We start from the raw sequence: 17,524 nt of genomic DNA, 5'->3' as shown, positions 1-17,524 counted from the left end.
GTTGTCAGCAACTTTCAGAAAGTTCCTCGGACGTGGATTTTGAGCGGCTGGCCGCGCCGTGTTCGGTGAGCCAGTTGTTGGCGTCGACGGGAGAGGCGTACGCGCCTCCGGGCCGGATCTCGAAGTGGAGGTGTGGGCCGGTGGACTTGCCGTCGGTGCCGACGTCGGCGATGTGCTGACCGGCGGTCACACGCTGTCCTTTGCGGACATGGATGCCGGCGGCGTACATGTGGGCGTATCCGGAGTGGACCGTGGCGGAGTTGACGGTGTGCTTGATGAGGATGAGGTGGCCGTAGCCTGAGGTCACGTCGCCTGCGAAGACCACGATGCCATCGGCGGCGGCGAGGATGGGAGTGCCGTTGGTTGCGGCGTAGTCGGAGCCGGTGTGCAGGGTGTGGGTGCCGGTGACCGGGTCGGTTCGCATCCCGAACGGGCTGGTTGCGGTCCAGGATCGGGCGGGGAGCGGGAACACGACTCGGCCGGTCTCGGGGACGTCGGGGGAGCTGGTGGCGCGGTCCGTGCGGACGGTCAGTGCGTCGAGGATCTGCTCAGCGACCGGTTCGAAGCGGGCGTAGCGGTCCGGGAAGGCTGAGACCTCCACGGCTTGCGCCGCGGCGCCTTTGGGGAGGCTGCGCCAGCCGGGGATGTCGCGCAGGCCGCGGGGTGAGCCGTGGTTCGGCCCGTCTTGGCCGCCGAAGAAGGCGCGTGCTTGGTAGTTGGAGTTCATGAGCTCGGCCACGGTTCCCCACCCGGCAAGGGGTCGCATCTGAAAAAGGCCGAGCGAGTCGTGGTCGCCACCGTTGCCGTCGTTGGGGAACCTCGCGGACTGCGGCCAGGCGCTGGCGTTGGCGAGCATCCGGAGGCTGGACTCGGTCAGCGCGGCCATCAATGCGACGAGCACGCCATCCCGTCCGACGCCGGGCGTACGTCCACCGACCTTCACGATGGTCGCGGCGTGGGTGAGCTGGGTCCGGTCCAGACGGATCTTCACCCCGTCTGCCGCTGTGGCGGTGAGGCTGTTGGGGACAGGTCCAGTCTCCCCGAGGCCGCAGCTCGAGGTGGGCTTGGCAGCGAAAGTCACGGCGACCGCAAGGGCACTTGCCTGGGCAGCCGGAGCGATCAGGACCATGAAGACGACAACCCCGATGAGCACCTTCCGCATCTCGTCGGTCCTTCTACGGCAGCGGGTGGTCGAGCCGGGAGAGCCGGAGCAGGTAACAGGATGGTTCGCGCGGCACGCAGAGGATGAAGACGGTGAAGCTAACCCGGTGGCGGCTGGTGACCGGTTCGCCGTTCCAGGTGCCGGCGCGGTGGCGGATCCCCGTGATCGTGTACGCGGTCGTGCCACGCTCGAGCCCGTACGCCTCGCCTTCGCGAGCGGTTGCCTCCCAGGTGGAGGGCACCATGGCGGAGGTGACCTCGAGCCACTGACGGGTCTCGTACGCCCGCAGTTCGCGCCACGCCTCCGGGTTCGGCAGGTAGGTGGTCAGGTCAGCCACCAGCCCGTCGGACTCGACTCCGCCTGGGTCGGCGATTGCGACGAGACGTGCGAAGTAGCCGTCGGTGTTCGAGGAGGTGGTCGTGTCCCAGTCGAAGACCATTTGTGCCGCTTCGATCGCGAAAGCCCGAGCCTCATCGTGACCTGCGCTTGATGGTTCATCCGAGGGCGGAGATGTCAGCGGTTCCGGGGCCTGGCTCGGGCGCTGGTTCGGGGCGTGTGCGTCGTCGGTGGTCGCGATCAGAATGCCGCTGAAAATGAAGAGCACGGCGCTGAGGCCGCCGACAAGGACAGCTGCAAGGGGGAGTCGCCGATGTCGGGCGGCGTAGGTCCGGGTTCGCATCACTTCTCCTGAATGAGTGGGTTGCAGGAGAGGTGCGCCGTGACCCCCGAGGTTTACAGGGTCGGCGTGTCCGGCCGAGGTGTCGACCGCGTGTTGGCCTGAGCGGATCGCGTGGAGAGTTGTTCCAGGTCCATCGCGAGGACCTGGAGCTCATCAGAGTTCATGTACGCCGCCTCAGCGATACCTCGGCGGAGCAGATGATGGTTCTCAGACTGTCCGCCACGCATCGTGTGGCCGTAAGCCTCACCAGCAGCGGAGACGAACGCAACGAGGGTGGCCAACGCGGCCCGGGCGTCGATGGGAGCGCCGACTCCGGAGTACAGGTCCGTGCCGACGACGGGGCCGTCGGGGGAGTCGGTGTCGTCGATCTGGTAGCGGTAACTGCGGCGGAATCCACCGCCCTCCTCGGGGCTATCGCCGACGTAGCGGACCTGAAGGTGAAGGGCCCCGGCGGTGCCTGAGGCACGTTCGTTCGTGGGAGTGTTCATGGGGGCAAGGTGCCCGCAGGCGCCGGCTCCATCGCCTCGTTAGTCCAGATCGTGCGAGCCGGCGTTCGCCTCCTTCACGAGGTCGGCGAGCTCACGGCGGGTGCGGTGACGATCGGCGCGGCGCTCGGCGCGAAGGCCAGCGGCGTCGTGGCACATTCCGCAACAGCACGCCATGGTGCCGGTGAAGCGCATGGCCCAGTAGCAGGAGCCGCGAGAGAAGCGACCTCCATCGGTGGCGTACTGGGCGAGGTCGTCGAGATAGGTCGCAGGAAGATCACAGGCGCCGTCGCTGTGGTCGTGAACAGCGACGCGGGTGAGAGTGCCATCCCACAGACGGACGCGGAAAGGCTGGGTCTTGTCGGTACGGGACACGTGACGCTCCGGATTCCTGCGACGGCGTCCATCCCGCGGGATTGCAGGTAGGTCACCGCCGCCTGGGTATGAACCCGGCGTCACGTGGTCTGCACAGCAACATGCTCCGAATTCTAGGACGCAGCCGTGCCCGCTGGCACCTTGGATTCGCGAGCCCGGCGAGCGGCTTCGACGAATGCGTCGAGCTCGCCGTACATCCGCTCGAGGAGCTCCCAGTCGCCGTCGTTGAGGTCGGCGCCGATCTCAGCGGCGTCATAGTGGGTCCACCAGCCGTCCAGGTCGGTCCACATCAGGACGAAGGATCGCGTTGACCACTCTGACTTGCGCGGGGTGCCGGACGGGTTCGTACGTCGCGTACGAGGCGCGGAGATCCGCTTGAGTGCTTCTTCGGCGAGGGCGTCGAGGTCGGGGAGGGAAGGGTCGGCGTCGGCTTGGCGGGCGAGGTCCATGACTCGCTCGTACGTCGAAGAGACCGGTGCGCCGTGGTCGATCTGGTCGAGAGCTTCGCTAGCGACTTGGCGTACATGCGCCGGTCGAGTGGGGTCGTCAGCGACGTCCTTGATCCGGCCGATGCGTTCGAGACGCTGGTGGGAGTTGGCTCCGGTGACGAGCGTGGCCGCCTGATTGCGGGTGTAACCAGCCCCTGACGGTGCTGATGATTCATCAGCACCGTCTTCCACCCCGATGCCGGCAGTGGGGTCGGCGCCGAAACGCGTCGCCTCCTGACGTCGCGCGGCGTCCTCGGCGAGCACCTTCTTGAGTTCCCGGTAGAGCGTCTCAGCCTCGGTGGGGGAGAACGGCTTGTGGAGCAGGTTCTCGTCTTGGAGCGCCATCAGCCCCTTGAGTTCGTCGGAGATCCCGGAGCGTACCCAGACGCGCACGGTCCGCCAGCCGAGTTCCTTGACCGCCTCCAGCCGTCGGCGTCCGCACAGGAGTGTGCCGTCGGGAGTGACGGTGATGGGCTGGAGCAGGCCGAGGCTCTCGATGGACTCCTTCAGGGTCGCCAAGTCGCCGAGGTCCTTGCGGTGGCGTACGCCGATGGCGATCGAGTCAAGGGTCCGCTCGAGCTCGAAGTGGCCGAGATCAGACATGAGATCTCCGCCGGCGGACGTAGCGCGCTGAGGTCACCAGTGCCCGGCGCAGGGATGTGTCGGCGAGGACCTGCTCGGTCTCGTGGCCCTTGCAGAACCTCCACCACATGCCCTTGCCGGTGAGGGTCTTGGCACGGTCGGGGTCCGGTGAGCCCAGAACCGCCCGCAGGAGCGTCCCCCAGACTTCCAGGTCGAGGTCGAACCGGAGCCATGGCTGGCGTTCGCGGCGCAGGCGTTCGTACGCCGCCTGCCTGGTGCCCGACATCATCAGCCGCGATCCGATGTACTCCATCGCAGCACGTGCAGTCTGCTCCGGCCAGCCGAACTCGACGAGGATCTCGACGATCTGGTCGAGCGCGAAGAACGCGTTCGGCGCTTCCTTCTCGGACCCGTCCTCGACCGGCCCATCGTCGTTTCCGACGGTGTCGTCGTCAGGTTCCCCGCCGCCCTCGTGGGCCTCGTGATCTCGGCGAGCCTTGGCTGCGTTCTCCTTCTCCTGTTCCTTTTTCGCCCGCTCGGCATCAGCGAGAAGGATGGCGAGATCGTGGGCGGGCGGGACCTGGAAGGCCAGGTGGTAGTCGGCCAAGGAATGCTCGCGGTCGCTGAGACGCTGGGCATCGTGGAACCCAGCCAGGTCAGCTTTCCGTACGCGAGCCTCCGAACAGAGCAGTCCGGCGGCGCGGTCTTCGGCGATCATCGTGATCTGAACCGCGTGGGTGACCACCGCCCACGGATCCTCGGCCTTCCGGACGGGACGGGTCCGAAGGACCTCGTACGCCGCAGCAGCCGCGTCTGCGGGCTCGAAACCGTGGCGGCGGGCTAGCGCACCGTACTTCTCCATTGTGTACGCCATCAGTTCAGCGACCTCGGGATCGTCGCGCCAGGCGTCGGGGCCGGCGCCGTAGAGCCGGAAGAGCAGGGACCGCAGTCCCTCGGAGTCGACGAAGCTCATTGCCCGATCCCTCCCAGTCGGTCTGGCGCAGTGTTGCTGGCGGATTGCGTTCTCGCGATGCGCACACGCGCTATCGCACGCCGCGGTAGCTGACGCGCCTGCCGCACAGCAGCCTCGTTCGCGCCCACGAGGCGGCGTACATAGCGGTTGGCGACCATCGTGGGCAACTCGCTGGGCCGCACCCACCGCACCGCGTTCTGGTCGCGCTCGGGTGCGGGCTCGCTTGTCTGCTGGGAGGGGTCGCCGTGGATGGCGAGTTTGGAGACCTCGGCCGGGGGAATGTCGACCGGCTTCTGGCGTGGCGGCATCGCGTGACGCCGGTAGAAGACTCCGCTGTTCACAGCGCCACCGCCTCACTGCTCGCTGTCGCCGTGCGGGCCTGGGTAGGGCCCAAGCGGCTCCCCGGACCGAGTCGGGACGCGATCCGGTAGGCCGACCGGATCGTCGACTCCACCTCGTGCTCACCCAGCCCCGCCGACCGGGCGGCATCGCCGAGGACCGAGAGCGTGGCGTCGTAGCGCTGCCCGTCTTCAACCATCCGGCACGCTGCCCAGAACAGGCTGCTGTTCCTGGTGCCCTCGGGGCGGTTGGCCATCCACGCGACCAGCCGGTCAGGGCGCGCCCCGCGAGCGGGCATCCCAACCGGTTCACGCACCTGACGTGGTGGGACGAGGAAGTCTCGGAGTCGGTCGGCGTCGAGCGGCTTGTCGCCATGCTGGGCAATCGCGATCAGTTCGTACGACCGTGTGTTGTCGCCCGGGCCACGGACCTGTGAGGGCGGTATGACGACGTATCCTCCCTCGCCGCGGAAGTCGACGTGGGTCCCGTTGGCCTGCCAGTTGCGCTGGTCTTCGCCAGCGGGGGTGAAGTAGGCGTGAATGCCACCCGAGGGCGTACGGACCAGGAACGACCACTGAGAGGTGATCCCGGCACGCTCGCTCCGCGCGAAGGCGCTGAACCCGTTGCCGGTGGCGTGAACATCGACGTCGACCACGACGACGCCGGAGGCGGTGCCGGTCGGCATCCCGATGTTCGCGGCGGGGGAGCGCAGCCACCAACGCCCGACCTGGCGAGGGTCGGTGGTGGCGGCATGGAACCCGCTGCGGGTCAGCGGCTGCTTGCCGCACGGGGAGCACGGGAAGACCGGTACGCCGGCATCAGCCAGAATCAACGCTGCGTCACGCAGTTGCTGGGACTGCGCTTCCCGGATCGCCTCGGCGATCCGTGCTGCGGCGGGTATGGATGGGATGTTCATGCCCTCCACGATGGACATCCCCCATCACCCGACTCATACCCCTAGGCCGGGGGAATGATGGGGGTATCTCAGCGTTTCCGCAGTTCAGATGACATCCCCCAAGAAGTCGCGGCGGAGGTCGCGGCGGAGGATTGCCGCAACTGCCGGAGAGTCTTTGTGAACTCTGATGTCTCATGGCACCGGTGACCGGAACTGCTGCCGGGATAGCTGACAGTTGATCTGTGATCCTGTCGGCAGCGCGGGAAGAAGGGGTTCAGTAGTGCGGCGTTTGAGGACTCGTTCGGGAGTCATCGCGGAGTGGCGCTAGACCGTGGGAACTACTATCACCGGCGGTCACCCATCACCGCAGCCTCGACCAACCTCGGACCCGTGTAGTCCTCTGGAAGGGCGTCCATGAGGATCTCGTCGGCGGGTCTTCCGAGCCACCATGAGGACTGGCGTCGGGTGCCGATCACCTTGAAACCAGCCTTCTCGTAGGCCCGCACTCCGGCTGTGTTCTCCGCGATCACTGAGAGGTAAACCGATCGGAGTTGGGCGACGTGGAAGGCCCAGTCGAGCGTCATCATGGTGGCGGTGGTGCCGATGCCGCGGCCGCGGACGGCCTCATCGCCGAGGTAGATGAAGAACTCGGCTGTGCCGTAGCGGTGGTCCAGGGCCAGAGATGAGCTGCCTGCGGGCTGCCACTCGCCGCCGTCTTCCTCTTGATAGATGGTGAATCGAGCCTGGGAATCGGAGTGACGCAGCTGCGACTCCAGCCCAGCGGACCTCTCGGAGAGAGTTTCGGAGTTGAGGCGGCCGTAGCCGGCCATGACGCGCAGGCTCGACTCCCACTTCCAATAGGTCTCGAGCAGGTCGGCGCGGAGCGGTCCGAGCCCGACGCCGTCGTGAGTCAGCCACAGGTCAGTGTTGGTCATAGTGCGCTCCTTCGTGGTCGGGGTCTTCGGGGATCGTGCGGAGGATCGTGTAGCGGCCGGTGGACGTCGGTTCGGCTACGGGGATGCCGGTGTCGCCATCTCGTGTCTGGACCCAGGCGTGGAGTCTGACGGGATCGGAAGCGACGCCATGGCACCACGTGACCGACCTGCCGAGCAGCGCAAGTGCCACTGTGGCCGCGACAGACTCCTCCAGGCACGCGACACGCCCAGGAATCCAGCGTCCCATCCGTCTGATGAGGAGAACACCCCGCTCGGCTTCGGCGACGGTCGCCATCTGGAGACGGAGAAGAGCGACGCCGCCGAGAAGGACGGTCAGCCGGCGCATCCTGCGCTCTCGGGGTCCGGATGCCTTCAGGAGGAGTACTGCCGCGAGGGCAACTGCCGAGGCGATGACTTCCACGGGCGTCGGGTTGACGTTCTTGTTCTCTGCCAGGCCGGCTTCGCTTTCATCTGCGCCGAACGACAGGGCGGAAGTCTTGCCGGTTACCACGCGCACAGAACGGGCTACACGGCTGCTCAGTCCGAGCCGGTCGCGGATTCGATCGGTGAGGGGACGGTCAACGGCAGGTGATCCGGCACCCGCCTCCCCCTCGCGTCCGATGGTGAGCAGACTGACCTGACCGGTGCGGTAGTCGACCACCAGGGCGGTGTCCGCGAAGCGGCAGGCGTACAGATCAGGACCGTCCGGCGGGATGGTCGTGGCTGTCATGAGATCGCCCCGGCCGGGATTGCTTGACGTTCCCACCTGACGACCGCGGTCCGTTCCAGCGCGCGCAGCCAGCTCTCCAGGCCGAGCGCGGTGTCGAGCTGGGGCAGGCAGACGGCTGCTCCTGTGGCCCCGGCCGCGCCGGCCCGGAGCGAGGCACGCAGAGCGTCCACGTCGACGAGTCCCAGTTCGCTCAGTCGTCCGTCGGCGAGGTCAAGCAGAGGAGACAGGTTGGTCCGCAGCCCGGCGAAGTAGTCGGATGTGAAGCTTCCCTTGGTGGTCCTGGCAGCCAGCTCGGGCGGGTAGACGTCGGCCAGTGCTTCCCGGATCTGCGGCTTGTACTCGCTCGGGCGCGGCATCGCGGCGACCGGCATGCTCAGCACGGCGGCCAGAACGCGAGAGTCGACGAAAGGATTGTGCAACGGCACGCCATGGTGCGCTGCCAGTTGGGCGTCGGAGAGGGCCGTCCTGCCGACCTCCGCCGTGTCGTGGACGATCGCGTGCGCTGTGAGCGCACCGCGGGCGTGCGGCAGGGCGGGGGCGACGTTCGCCAGGGCCGCTGCGTGGAGCCTGGCTTGCCCAGTCGCCCACGGCGGCGGTGCCGCGAGCGTCAGCCATGCAGCGGCCGCGGAGCGCTGGGTCTTGGTCGCGTGCCCTGAGTGCCACCAGGCGGCGGCTGCCGCCAGGCCCTGTTCCGGGGTATGGCGGAGGAGGTCCGTTGCCGCGCGGAGCACCTCTGCCGGGGCCGTGCGCCGCAGCCTCGCGAGCCTGCGTGCCTCGGCTGCAGCGACGGCGAAGCGTCGGTGGGTGATCGCGTCCGCGATCCACGCGACTGACGTCATGAGCACCGTGTCGCCGCCGTCGCCGGTCATGTGGCAGTCCGTGGCTGTGCGCTCGCGCATAGCGTTGAGCTGGAACGCGAACCTGGCGTAGGCCCTGGCCGACGGCGCGGGCTCGTCGGTCGCCGGCAGACCGTCAAGACGGCCGTACGGGAGATGAGCGCCGTCGAGGGCAAGGAGATGGTGCTCGATCCCCGGGTGCTGCCCAGCTCGCAGCGCGTGCGCAAGGTCCCCGGTCGGTTCTCCGGTTGCGTTGGCTGACGGCTCGTGGACCGTGTAGGCCGAGATCCTGCGCCCGCTGTGGGCCAGGGCTCTGGCCGCTAGGAGCGTCAGCGCGGTCGAGTCGAGCCCGCCGGATAGGTCCGCGCTCGGAGCGATCGCGTTCTCGACCCGCGATCTGACCGCTGCAGTGAGCTCGGCCCGGAGACCGGCCGGGCCGCTCGGTTCCGAGCCGTGCCGTTCTCCTGGCACCCACATGCGGCTGCGCCAGGCCGTGCCGCTGCGGCCGAACATGTAGCGGTGCCCGGGAAGGACGAGGCGTACGCCATCGAAGTACGTGCGTTCCCCGAAGAGCCTCGGCGTGCCGGGCGCATGGAGTTCGCCCGCGACCCGCTCGAGGTCGAGACGGTGCTCGCCGTCACTAGCGAGACCTGCGAGGCCCCGGGCGGTGGTCGACCAGTAGACGCCCTCGTCGGCGAGGCAGGTGTAGATCGGGACGGCGGTCGCCAGGTCCGACCAGACCGAGAGGTGCGACTCGGTCTGCTCTACGACCGCGTAGGCACCGGGCCATCGCCAGGTCACATTGTCGGGGACCGAACTGGCCGCGACCGCGGTGAGTTCGGCGTCGGCGACCGAAGTCGTCCCGATGAGGATCAGGTCGTGTGCGCGGTCGCGGACCAGGCGGTACTGCTGCGCTGCTGACGCGTGGGTCCCGTGCTCGTCCACTGCCCAGACGATCGATGTCCCCTTCGCGGCGATCGGGCGTGCGCCGAGCGGGGAGCGGGGCCGTGAGTGGTTGCCAATGTAGCCGGCCATCCAGAACATGCTCAACCTCGTTTCGTGAAGAGTCGCGGACCGGGCAGGGAGGGCCCGCAGGGCAGGCCCTCCCCGGTGCATGGCAGGCGTCAGTTGTACTGGCGGCGCTTGTCCTCGCTGCCCGATCCGCCGCTGCCCAGGGTGAGCTCAGCAGCGTCGCCGAGCTCGATCACCTTCACGTGATCGCTGTCTGTGCGCCGTTCGACGGGCTGGGTGCGGTCGTTCTCGAACATGTCGGTCTCCTTCGACTGGTTGATGTAGACGGTTCCTTTGCCGCAGCGGTTCGGCCGGGGCAGTTCCATTGGGCCCGTCATCAGGCAGTCGGCGGAAGGGGTTCGATGCGGACAGCGTTCCTGTCCGCATCGATGCGAGGAGGGAAGCGCGCTTGCCTCAGAGCCCTGTCCAGGTCATGGCGGTGTCGCCGGCGCGGATGGCGTCGAACCGTTCGCGGAGCGCCGCGTGGTGCGCAGCAGACCGGTTGGCACGCCGCAGTGGCCCGGAGAGCTGGACCAGGTCGCGCATCCGCATCAGCAGGTCCAGGCCGGGCTCCTCGCTCAGGTCGTAGCCGTAGGCGTCGACGAACCGCTCGATCCAGGCCTTGTCCCTGCCATAGCGGGTCGCCGCGTGCCAGGTCGGGATCAGGTCCATCTCTCGCGGACCGATGCTGACCCCGTCCCAGTCGCCGAGGATCGCCCGCGGCCCAGTGCTCGCGGTGACGTCCCAGAGCAGATTCCCCGCCCACGCGTCGGCGTGGATCAACCCCGTCCCCAGCGGCCAGTCGTACCTGTCGACCCGTTCGGTCACGGACTCGACCTCCTCGAGCAGCCATTCACGCTCCGCGCTGCTGAGGCCTTCGTAAGGGCCTTCTGAGGTCAAGACGTTGCGCAGCGAGGTGAGCGGCCGCCACCGGGGGAGCGCCAGCGGCGGCTCGGGCAGGGCGTGCAGATCCCGCAGGAGCGAGCCGAGATGGGCCGAGTCGAAGGCTTCGGCGGACTCCGGTTGCGGGTAGTAGTGCCAGAAACTCACCGTCAGGCCGGGTGCACCCTGGCGAGGCCGGACCACGGTGGGAGCGGTGCCCGCGATCGGCGAGGTCGCGCCGAAGCCGTGGTCGTCGCACAGCCGTCGGACGACGTGCTGGGTGGTCTCGATCTGCGCGACGGAACGGGATTCAGGGGTCATCCTCGCCACGGCTTCCTCGGCGGGGAGAAGGAACACCGCGTTCGAGTAGTGGTGGATGATCCGTGCCCCCTCGGCGGAGAGCGAGGCGCGCTCCGATGCTTCGCACAGGGCGTCGCGCAGCTCGGCGTCGGTGAGGTCGACCACGGGTTCCTCTCTACAGCATCACGTCATGAAGGTCGGACTCGAACCCTCTGAGCAGGTCCGGGTCGAGGTGACCGGCGAGCTGCCCTCGGACGGCGTTCACGGCCGCCAGCGCGCGGGCGCTGGACACTCCGGCGATGAACGGCAGGACCCGGCGCAGGGCCTCCAGGGCGCGCACCGGATCGGCGTGGCCGTCGCGTTGGGGAGACGGGAGGAACGCCGCGGCGATGGTCGCTGTGACCAGGACCTGGCGTCGCTGCATCGCCGACGAGGACGCCGTGGTGAGCAAGGTCGCCGCGTATTGCTCCACTCGCGCGGTCCTCCCGAGGTCGGAGGAGGAGTAGAGGAACTCGGTGGAGAGCTGGTCGGTGTTGAAGAACCCGATCCAGTCCGGGTCTCGGTCGCTCGCACCGGCTTGGAGGAAGCGCTCGGCGTCGTTCATCGCTCTGTCCGCGGCGACGGGGTCAGATGAGCGGGCGAATGCTCTCGAGGCCACAGCGCTGGCCCGCGCCGCGACGATGTGCGAACCCGACCGGCGGCCGGCTTCGGCAGCGGCCTCGCCCAGTGCGACCGCCTGTGCGCGGGCGTCCAGATGGAGCGCCTGCATGGTCATGTCGCCAAGGATGTGTGCACCGAGGGCCTCATCGTCGACCGCCCGCGCCAGGCGGAGAGCCTGGACGAAGTAGCGCTGGGCCAGGCCCTGATGGCCGGAGTCGAACGACATGAAGCCCGCGAGGTCGCAGAGTCTCGCGGTCGTGGTGAGCAGCTGGCGGTGGACCTTCCCGTCACACTCCGCCGAGAGCAGCGGGCGCGCCGTGGTGCGCAGGTAATGGCCGAGCGTCGACCTCGCGTAGCCGCCGCCGAGCTGGTGGTCGGCCTTCGAGAACGCGCTCCCCATGGCAGCGACGGCCTCCACGTCGAGCAGGCTGAGGCGTCGGCGTCCTCCGGGGCGATCAGATCTAGCTGGCCCGCCCGAAGGCCGCAGGGTCGGTGCCGGTCGTGCCTGCTCCAGGTGCCAGCGCAGCAGTGCTCCGTCGTCGGCCGACGGCAGCCATTGCAGAGGAATCGACTCCAAGGCGGCGTCCCCAGCCCAGAGTGCGGCCACGGTGCTAGCCGTCGTCGACAGGTCGGTGTGCCACTCCAGCCCCAGGCCGGTGTCGACCTGAGCTGTCCTCCCGCCGTCGTGCGGCCGCTGGGCCTCCTGATCGGCTCTGTCCCAGATCCGCACCAGGGCCCCGGACGTCTCCAACGCCTCGTCCAGCCGAAGGACTGCGGCGCGGCTCGGCCAGCGCTCCGCCTTCTCGAACCGGCCAATGAGGGCAGCGCTGTCATGGGTCACCCGACCGAGTGCAGCCTGCGACAGCCCCCGCTGCGTCCGCCAATGCCGCAGCTCTGCCCCGAAGAACGCACGCGCGGACTCGAACGGGTTCAGCTCCTTCGGTGTCTGCCCCACGCCGCCCCCTTCCGAGACCTCAAGAGCATACTTAAAACACGACATGACGGAGTCTGTAAGGGTCAGCGGATGCGGACAAGCTTTCTGTCCGCATCGTCTACGTGTCTCGATGGCCTCTTGCTGCTTGACGTCATGACGTCCCCGGCCGGATGGCCTCTCCGTGAACGATCCTTGCGGCTGGGGTCTCCAGACGACATGGCGCGGCCAGTTAGCGGGTCATCTGCTTCGGTAGCGCAGGACGTCCCTGTCGGTCTTCCAGGGTGCTGGGCCGTCGAGCCAGTTGGGGTCCACTTTGATCGGAGAGAGTTGCTGTCGTTTGAGCCAGGCCATCCGGACGCCGGCGTTCGGTCCGTCGTCCCAGTAGGCGACGAGGAAGCGGTTTCCGGTGCCGGCGATCGGCCAGGTGATGACGAGGCCCAGGCGGGGGCGGAGTCTTCCCTGCTGCCGTACGAAGACGAGGCGCTGCTGATCGGGGCGGTATGGCGGCCATCTGTCGTTCTTGGGTGGGATCGCCATGGCAACGAGTGTAGATCACCAAGTCGAACGAATGTTCGACGGGCGTTCGGCTTGAACTCCTTTCGCGTCAAGAACCTGGCTGGCCGTCCCTGCGGATCCAGCCGGCCTCGGTAGCGACTGCTCTCGTTCTGGCAGAATCTTCGATCGGGCCTTGGTGATCATCGGTGCGGTTGAAGACCTCTCGACGCACGATCTCCTCGGCGCCAATGGTGTCGCCGGTGGCGTCTTTGACGCGGGCGAGGTCGAGACGGCAGATCTCGTCGTAGGGGGACGCCTTGGTGGCGATCTCGACGGTGACGAGGGCGAGGTTGGTGTCGTGCTTCTCCAAGGCGTGGGCGGTGACGATGTGGGCGGTGTCGACGATGGCGCATTGGGCGATGTCGTTGGTGCGTAGGTCGTTGAGCCAGGCCCATCCGGCGGGGCGTAGGTGGGTGAAGGGTTCGCCCGTGACGAGGTCGAGGGCGGCGATGAGGTCTTCGATGCCGTCGGCACCGCGGCGTTGACCGCGGGCGCGGAGTCGTTTGAAGAGATCCCAGTCGGTGAGGACGCCATCGACCCGGTAGAGGGACGAGCCGCGGGAGCCGGTGGCGTCGGTCGTGTCGGCTTTGGGCAGGTGGAGTTCGCCGGTGTCTGGGTTGGTGCCGAGCCACTTGCGTACCTCTGCGATGTCGGTGCGCAGGCGCTGGATCTTGAGGCCGAAGTCTTCGGCCATCTGGGCGCCGGTGACACCCTGCGGGTGGAGGACGAGGTACGTCAGGAGCTCGAGGTAGAACGGGCGTCGCCGGGCCACTGCTTTGTGGTCGCCGTGGGTTCGGGCGGCCAGCGGGCCGAGGAGGGTGAGGCGGGGGTAGGGGCAGTCGTCGTCATACCAGCTGTCGACCGTGTTGTTGAGGGTCGCATCGTCGTCGGCGGTGCCTCCGACACCGTCCTCTTCGGATGCGGCAGCATCAGGGTCCGTAGGCGCGTTCAGATCGGCGGCCTCGGCATCCGCCGGGAGGTCTGGACGTGGGTGTGTCGTGACGGGAGCCAGCTGGTCGATGTCGACCGTCGTGGTGGCCGCGGCCGCGACGTACTGCTTGGTTTCCTTCGGCAGGAGTGAATCGGGTCCAGCTGGTTGGTCGACGGGGCGCGCTTCGGTCTGATCGGGGACGAGTGCGCCGGCTTCGTCGGTGGTGGTCTTCTGGTCGTTCGCGCTCCTGGAGATGGGCACCGTGGTGTTGTCGGGGACCGGGTCGAGAGCTAAGAGGGTGGCACAGGCCGCCGCTTCGGATTCGGTGAGCCCGGCCGCGATCAGGTCGAGGTCCAGGGCCGGCAGGTGGAGGCGTCCGTCGTGGGTGAGGTCGATAGGGGTGCTCCCTGGTGGGGCGGTGTCTGCGAAGAGAAGGACTGCAGCGCCGGATCTGGAGGGGTACGCCGCGATGATCTCGGCCGCCTGTTGGGCCAGGTCGGCGTGGTCGCTGCTCGCGATGACGGCGTGGTAGGTGTCGATCTCTGACTGAGCGAACTTGGGGTCGAGTGCTTGGGCAAGTTCGGACACGAAGCGGTCGTCTTGGGCCGCGTGGTGGCTGGCCCGGCCCTGGTCATTTCCTGACAGGTCGTCGAACCAGAAGGTGACCTGAGAGGCCTCACCGAAGGTGTCGACGGTGGCGACGATCGACCAGGGGTTGAAGGCGAGCTCGGCGGTCACATATCTCGCGAACGCTGCCTTCCTGGCAGGGTCGCCGGTGACGGTGATGTAGGGGAGTTCCTCGAGATTGAGCAGGACGTGGTCGCCGCTGTCGTTGGAGCCGATCCCGACGAGGAGGGGGTATGGGCAGGCGTACTCGGGATCGGGTGGGTTCTCTGGCAGCGGGGCCGTCCAGATCGTTCCGTCGCCGGTCCAGGGGTCTGGAAGGTGCGCGCTCTCCGTTAGGTGCAGGGTCGCGGTGCGTTTTCCGAGGGCGACCCAGGTCAGCGCTGGCATCGAGTCCGCCGTCTCCTCGAGCGTTTCGAGAAGGTGGTTGAGGCCAAGGATGTTCGGGCCGGTGACGCTGCCGGCGAACTGAGCGGTCTTGGCCACGTCGGTGATCTCTGGAGGAGCGGAGAGGATGTGGCCCGGGCGGCGGAAGCGGAGCGCGGTGCGTCGGTAGGAGCGCAGCGCGAGGAAGACCAGGCCGGCGAGGACCGCGCCGGCACCGGTGAGCCCGGGGAGCACCCAGGCGGGAGTGTGGGAGGCGTCGTCACTCGCGTCGTCGGGTGCTTGCGTTGCCGGTACGGGTGAGGGGGATGTCGAAGGTGACGTCTGTGGTGATGTCTCAGGGGTGGGGGATGCCGACGGGGTGGGCGAGACCGGAGGCGGTGTTGTGGGAGATCCCCCCTTCCTGACCTGGGGTTTCGTTGTCGTGGGGAGCTTCAGTGTCCAGCCTGGGTGGATCAGATCAGGATCGGTCAACCGAGCGCCGTCGGGCTGAACTGTGTTGGTGGAGGCGTTGAAGATCTGGGGGTATCTCTCGGCATCCCCCAACTCCTCCTCGGCGATCTCCGAGAGAGTGTCACCCGGCTCAACGACGTAAGTGTCGTCGCCGGCGTCGGTGTTCTCGGCCGGTTTCGCGGGAGCGGGAAGACGAAGGACGAGACCTGCTTCGAGGTAGTCGGGATTCTTCGAGAGGACGTACGTGTTCAGGGCTGCGATCTCCTTGAACCGCTCACCGCTGCCCAGGTGCTTCTCCGCGATCCGCCACAGGCTGTCGCCGCGCTTGACGGTGTAGGCCACAGTCTCGCCGGAGGATGTCGCCTGTGGGTTGTGCTCTGTGGGATGCTCGGCGGCAGTCCGGTTGCGTGGTTCGTGGTCGCCTGAGGGATCGCTGACGAGTTGGACCGGCACGTCCTGAGGGACGTACGCGTCCGCCGGGGGCGCGGTCATGGTCTGCGTCACTGCGGGTGCGCTGATGAACAGAAGCGCGGCGGAGGCGACGAGATGGTTCGCTGCACCCTGAGGAAGGCTGAGACCCGGCAGGCAAGGGACCCGGATCCCTCGCAGCATCGATACAACGGACACGAATACCGAGATGGTGAACAGCGCCCAGCAGACCCAGCACACGACGTAAATGACCGCGAGCGCCACGGTGCCATCGTCGCGGTCCTGGAGCCGGTCCCAGGTGAAGGCGCTGAAGTCAGGCAGCGACCGGGCATAGACAAGGAAGATTGGACCGCCTATGACGAAGAGCGCAAGGGCGAGGGTGGCGGCGAGTCCGCGGAGCCTGGTGATCATCGCTGGTTACCTCCGAGGCTGCGTACGAGGTGGCCGGTCGCTTCGCCATGGACCGTGACCCTGGTGATCCCGACGATCCCGAGGAACTTGGTGCGGTAGGTGTCGCGGCACTCGACGACGATCCGGTCGCCGTTACTGATCGAGACCGTGCCCCAGATGCCGGCGGCGGAGAGATACGCCTGGGCTGCCTGGCGCGCGGCACTGGTGTCGATCCGGGCGTACCGGCCCTGCACGGCGGGGGCCGCCTGCACTTCCTGGGCGCCGGCGCGCGCTGCCTGGGCGGCGACATCGTGGGCTCGCTGCTGGGCGTGAACCTGCCCACCGAGGTCGACGGCCAGCCCGACAAGAGTGGCCATGACGAAGGCTCCGGTCGCCATCCAGGCTGTGACCGAACCGCGCTCATCGCGGAAGTGATTCATCGTGAATCACCTCGCTCCCGCCAGGTGTCAACTGGCGAGGACATCGTGGCCCGAATCGTGCGACTCCCTGGCACGGGCGCGGACAGGTCGGTCAGATCCAGGCGACAGGTGACGGTGGCGGCCACCGCCCCCGGCTCCCCGACGGCTGTCTGGAATGCCCGGGTGTCGATTCGAACCGCGACCCTACGACAGTTGATCCCTTGGCTCTTGAGGCTCGCCCGTGCCGCGTCGGTCGCGGTTCGCGTCGCGTCGGAGGAGGACCGGGCGATCGAAGCCGCACGCGCGGCCTCTGCTGCGGCCGACTGCACCGACTCGTGCGCGACGGCCATACGTCCACCGAAGATGATCAGGCCGACGAAGAGACCGAAGGCAGGTACGCCGATGGCTGCCTCGATCGCGGAGGATCCACGCTCATCTCGTCGTCTCGAGGTCATGGCGCAGTGAGCCTTTCGACGGTCACGCTCGCTGACTGCCGAACTCGAGGCTGCCACCCGGGCAATACGCTCAGGCTCCGCCCGGTGACTGTCGCCGTGGCTGTCGTCCCGGTCCGGGTGACGCTGACGCGGCTCGACCTCAGTGCGTCTCCACCGACGTCGGTGAGATAGGCGCGCGCCGATCGCCTGCCGTCGGTTGAGGTCGCGCCCTCTGCGCCGGCCGCTCGGGCACCCTCTTGTGCAGCGGCAACCGCGATCGTGCGGGCGTGGTAGTAGAGCGCGGCCTGCATTCCGAGGAACATGACCGCGAACAGGGCGGGTAGCAGAATGACGAGCTCGATCGAGGCGGCGCCTCGTTCGTCGCGAGCCCGGCGGTGCCTATCTGATCTTGTTGGACTCATTGGTGACGAAGGTCCTGATCGCGGCGACGACGATGGCGACGATCGCGATCACGGCGACGGCCCACAGAACGTTCTCGATCGTCACCGAGCCGCGCTCGTCGCGCCGCCGGCGACCCTCGATGGCCACGTCCAGGTGGTGCTGGCCGATCAGGATGAGTCCGAGGATGAAGGTGATGAGTCGGTGCATGAGGAGATATCTCGTTTCGTGTGTCGGCGA

Annotated in this window: 20 protein-coding genes; 1 reads left to right on the top strand and 19 read right to left on the bottom strand. The window is 67.8% G+C overall.

Features of this window, described 5'->3' with window-relative positions:
• Nucleotides 1-4: 4 nt before the first annotated feature.
• The 6 genes from ABT304_RS25695 to ABT304_RS25670 form a co-directional block, all read right to left on the bottom strand.
• Nucleotides 5-1,162 (bottom strand): M23 family metallopeptidase, encoded by a 1,158-nt coding sequence (locus ABT304_RS25695; RefSeq protein ID WP_350719561.1) that lies wholly within the window; start codon nucleotides 1,160-1,162, stop codon nucleotides 5-7.
• Between the two features lie 13 nt (nucleotides 1,163-1,175).
• Entirely contained in the window at nucleotides 1,176-1,601 is a 426-nt protein-coding gene (locus ABT304_RS25690; RefSeq protein WP_350719559.1) for a hypothetical protein, read from the bottom strand.
• Between the two features lie 293 nt (nucleotides 1,602-1,894).
• Nucleotides 1,895-2,329, bottom strand: coding sequence for a hypothetical protein (locus tag ABT304_RS25685; RefSeq protein WP_350719557.1), 435 nt, complete (start codon nucleotides 2,327-2,329; stop codon nucleotides 1,895-1,897).
• A 39-nt stretch (nucleotides 2,330-2,368) separates the two neighbouring features.
• Complete coding sequence (locus tag ABT304_RS25680) at nucleotides 2,369-2,701, bottom strand: hypothetical protein (protein WP_350719556.1); 333 nt, start codon at nucleotides 2,699-2,701, stop codon at nucleotides 2,369-2,371.
• A 113-nt stretch (nucleotides 2,702-2,814) separates the two neighbouring features.
• Entirely contained in the window at nucleotides 2,815-3,792 is a 978-nt protein-coding gene (locus ABT304_RS25675; RefSeq protein ID WP_350719554.1) for a ParB N-terminal domain-containing protein, read from the bottom strand.
• Entirely contained in the window at nucleotides 3,785-4,744 is a 960-nt protein-coding gene (locus tag ABT304_RS25670) for a serine/arginine repetitive matrix protein 2 (RefSeq protein WP_350719552.1), read from the bottom strand. The genes ABT304_RS25675 and ABT304_RS25670 overlap by 8 nt, the downstream gene beginning before the upstream one ends.
• 159 nt (nucleotides 4,745-4,903) lie before the next feature.
• Here ABT304_RS25670 and ABT304_RS25665 point away from each other — a divergent pair, with 159 nt between their 5' ends.
• A complete protein-coding gene (locus ABT304_RS25665; protein ID WP_350719550.1) occupies nucleotides 4,904-5,059 on the top strand; it encodes a hypothetical protein in 156 nt (51 codons plus the stop codon).
• 22 nt (nucleotides 5,060-5,081) lie between these two features.
• Here ABT304_RS25665 and ABT304_RS25660 read toward each other — a convergent pair whose 3' ends face one another.
• The 13 genes from ABT304_RS25660 to ABT304_RS25600 form a co-directional block, all read right to left on the bottom strand.
• Nucleotides 5,082-5,999 carry a bifunctional DNA primase/polymerase gene (locus ABT304_RS25660; protein ID WP_350719548.1) on the bottom strand — a complete coding sequence of 306 codons (918 nt, stop codon included), beginning with the start codon at nucleotides 5,997-5,999 and terminating at the stop codon, nucleotides 5,082-5,084.
• 323 nt (nucleotides 6,000-6,322) lie between these two features.
• Nucleotides 6,323-6,913 (bottom strand): GNAT family N-acetyltransferase, encoded by a 591-nt coding sequence (locus tag ABT304_RS25655; protein ID WP_350719547.1) that lies wholly within the window; start codon nucleotides 6,911-6,913, stop codon nucleotides 6,323-6,325.
• Entirely contained in the window at nucleotides 6,900-7,643 is a 744-nt protein-coding gene (locus tag ABT304_RS25650; RefSeq protein ID WP_350719545.1) for a lasso peptide biosynthesis B2 protein, read from the bottom strand. The genes ABT304_RS25655 and ABT304_RS25650 overlap by 14 nt, the downstream gene beginning before the upstream one ends.
• The gene (locus ABT304_RS25645) at nucleotides 7,640-9,514 is read right to left on the bottom strand and encodes an albusnodin/ikarugamycin family macrolactam cyclase (protein WP_350719543.1); all 1,875 of its coding nucleotides are present in this window, start codon (nucleotides 9,512-9,514) and stop codon (nucleotides 7,640-7,642) included. Before ABT304_RS25645 ends, ABT304_RS25650 begins: the two co-directional genes overlap by 4 nt.
• Nucleotides 9,515-9,603: 89 nt before the next feature.
• Nucleotides 9,604-9,816 carry an albusnodin family lasso peptide gene (locus ABT304_RS25640; protein ID WP_350719541.1) on the bottom strand — a complete coding sequence of 71 codons (213 nt, stop codon included), beginning with the start codon at nucleotides 9,814-9,816 and terminating at the stop codon, nucleotides 9,604-9,606.
• 88 nt (nucleotides 9,817-9,904) lie between these two features.
• Complete coding sequence (locus ABT304_RS25635; protein ID WP_350719540.1) at nucleotides 9,905-10,837, bottom strand: phosphotransferase; 933 nt, start codon at nucleotides 10,835-10,837, stop codon at nucleotides 9,905-9,907.
• A 10-nt stretch (nucleotides 10,838-10,847) separates the two neighbouring features.
• Nucleotides 10,848-12,287 carry a helix-turn-helix domain-containing protein gene (locus ABT304_RS25630; protein ID WP_350719538.1) on the bottom strand — a complete coding sequence of 480 codons (1,440 nt, stop codon included), beginning with the start codon at nucleotides 12,285-12,287 and terminating at the stop codon, nucleotides 10,848-10,850.
• A 216-nt stretch (nucleotides 12,288-12,503) separates the two neighbouring features.
• Complete coding sequence (locus tag ABT304_RS25625) at nucleotides 12,504-12,803, bottom strand: hypothetical protein (RefSeq protein WP_350719536.1); 300 nt, start codon at nucleotides 12,801-12,803, stop codon at nucleotides 12,504-12,506.
• A gap of 67 nt (nucleotides 12,804-12,870) precedes the next feature.
• Entirely contained in the window at nucleotides 12,871-16,053 is a 3,183-nt protein-coding gene (locus ABT304_RS25620) for an AfsR/SARP family transcriptional regulator (protein WP_350719534.1), read from the bottom strand.
• Nucleotides 16,050-16,472 (bottom strand): pilus assembly protein TadG-related protein, encoded by a 423-nt coding sequence (locus ABT304_RS25615; RefSeq protein ID WP_350719532.1) that lies wholly within the window; start codon nucleotides 16,470-16,472, stop codon nucleotides 16,050-16,052. Before ABT304_RS25615 ends, ABT304_RS25620 begins: the two co-directional genes overlap by 4 nt.
• A complete protein-coding gene (locus ABT304_RS25610) occupies nucleotides 16,469-16,906 on the bottom strand; it encodes a TadE/TadG family type IV pilus assembly protein (protein ID WP_350719531.1) in 438 nt (145 codons plus the stop codon). The genes ABT304_RS25615 and ABT304_RS25610 overlap by 4 nt, the downstream gene beginning before the upstream one ends.
• Nucleotides 16,903-17,307, bottom strand: coding sequence for a TadE family protein (locus ABT304_RS25605; protein WP_350719529.1), 405 nt, complete (start codon nucleotides 17,305-17,307; stop codon nucleotides 16,903-16,905). The genes ABT304_RS25610 and ABT304_RS25605 overlap by 4 nt, the downstream gene beginning before the upstream one ends.
• A complete protein-coding gene (locus tag ABT304_RS25600) occupies nucleotides 17,285-17,494 on the bottom strand; it encodes a hypothetical protein (protein WP_218861830.1) in 210 nt (69 codons plus the stop codon). Before ABT304_RS25600 ends, ABT304_RS25605 begins: the two co-directional genes overlap by 23 nt.
• Nucleotides 17,495-17,524 lie beyond the last annotated feature (30 nt).

The organism is Nocardioides sp. NPDC000445, assembly GCF_040300245.1.
Lineage (GTDB): Bacteria > Actinomycetota > Actinomycetes > Propionibacteriales > Nocardioidaceae > Nocardioides.
The sequence above is the reverse complement of the archived record's forward strand: the minus strand, read 5'-3'. Positions and strand labels throughout refer to the sequence as shown.

Excerpts from the sequence above, each read along its gene's own strand:
- ABT304_RS25645 (WP_350719543.1), bottom strand. The coding sequence starts at position 9,514 with ATGGCCGGCTACATTGGCAACCACTCACGGCCCCGCTCCCCGCTCGGC.
- ABT304_RS25660 (WP_350719548.1), bottom strand. The coding sequence starts at position 5,999 with ATGAACATCCCATCCATACCCGCCGCAGCACGGATCGCCGAGGCGATC.
- ABT304_RS25615 (WP_350719532.1), bottom strand. The coding sequence starts at position 16,472 with ATGAATCACTTCCGCGATGAGCGCGGTTCGGTCACAGCCTGGATGGCG.
- ABT304_RS25690 (WP_350719559.1), bottom strand. The coding sequence starts at position 1,601 with ATGGTCTTCGACTGGGACACGACCACCTCCTCGAACACCGACGGCTAC.
- ABT304_RS25625 (WP_350719536.1), bottom strand. The coding sequence starts at position 12,803 with ATGGCGATCCCACCCAAGAACGACAGATGGCCGCCATACCGCCCCGAT.
- ABT304_RS25675 (WP_350719554.1), bottom strand. The coding sequence starts at position 3,792 with ATGTCTGATCTCGGCCACTTCGAGCTCGAGCGGACCCTTGACTCGATC.
- ABT304_RS25640 (WP_350719541.1), bottom strand. The coding sequence starts at position 9,816 with ATGGAACTGCCCCGGCCGAACCGCTGCGGCAAAGGAACCGTCTACATC.
- ABT304_RS25610 (WP_350719531.1), bottom strand. The coding sequence starts at position 16,906 with ATGACCTCGAGACGACGAGATGAGCGTGGATCCTCCGCGATCGAGGCA.
- ABT304_RS25600 (WP_218861830.1), bottom strand. The coding sequence starts at position 17,494 with ATGCACCGACTCATCACCTTCATCCTCGGACTCATCCTGATCGGCCAG.
- ABT304_RS25650 (WP_350719545.1), bottom strand. The coding sequence starts at position 7,643 with ATGACAGCCACGACCATCCCGCCGGACGGTCCTGATCTGTACGCCTGC.
- ABT304_RS25685 (WP_350719557.1), bottom strand. The coding sequence starts at position 2,329 with ATGAACACTCCCACGAACGAACGTGCCTCAGGCACCGCCGGGGCCCTT.
- ABT304_RS25670 (WP_350719552.1), bottom strand. The coding sequence starts at position 4,744 with ATGAGCTTCGTCGACTCCGAGGGACTGCGGTCCCTGCTCTTCCGGCTC.
- ABT304_RS25655 (WP_350719547.1), bottom strand. The coding sequence starts at position 6,913 with ATGACCAACACTGACCTGTGGCTGACTCACGACGGCGTCGGGCTCGGA.
- ABT304_RS25620 (WP_350719534.1), bottom strand. The coding sequence starts at position 16,053 with ATGATCACCAGGCTCCGCGGACTCGCCGCCACCCTCGCCCTTGCGCTC.
- ABT304_RS25605 (WP_350719529.1), bottom strand. The coding sequence starts at position 17,307 with ATGAGTCCAACAAGATCAGATAGGCACCGCCGGGCTCGCGACGAACGA.
- ABT304_RS25695 (WP_350719561.1), bottom strand. The coding sequence starts at position 1,162 with ATGCGGAAGGTGCTCATCGGGGTTGTCGTCTTCATGGTCCTGATCGCT.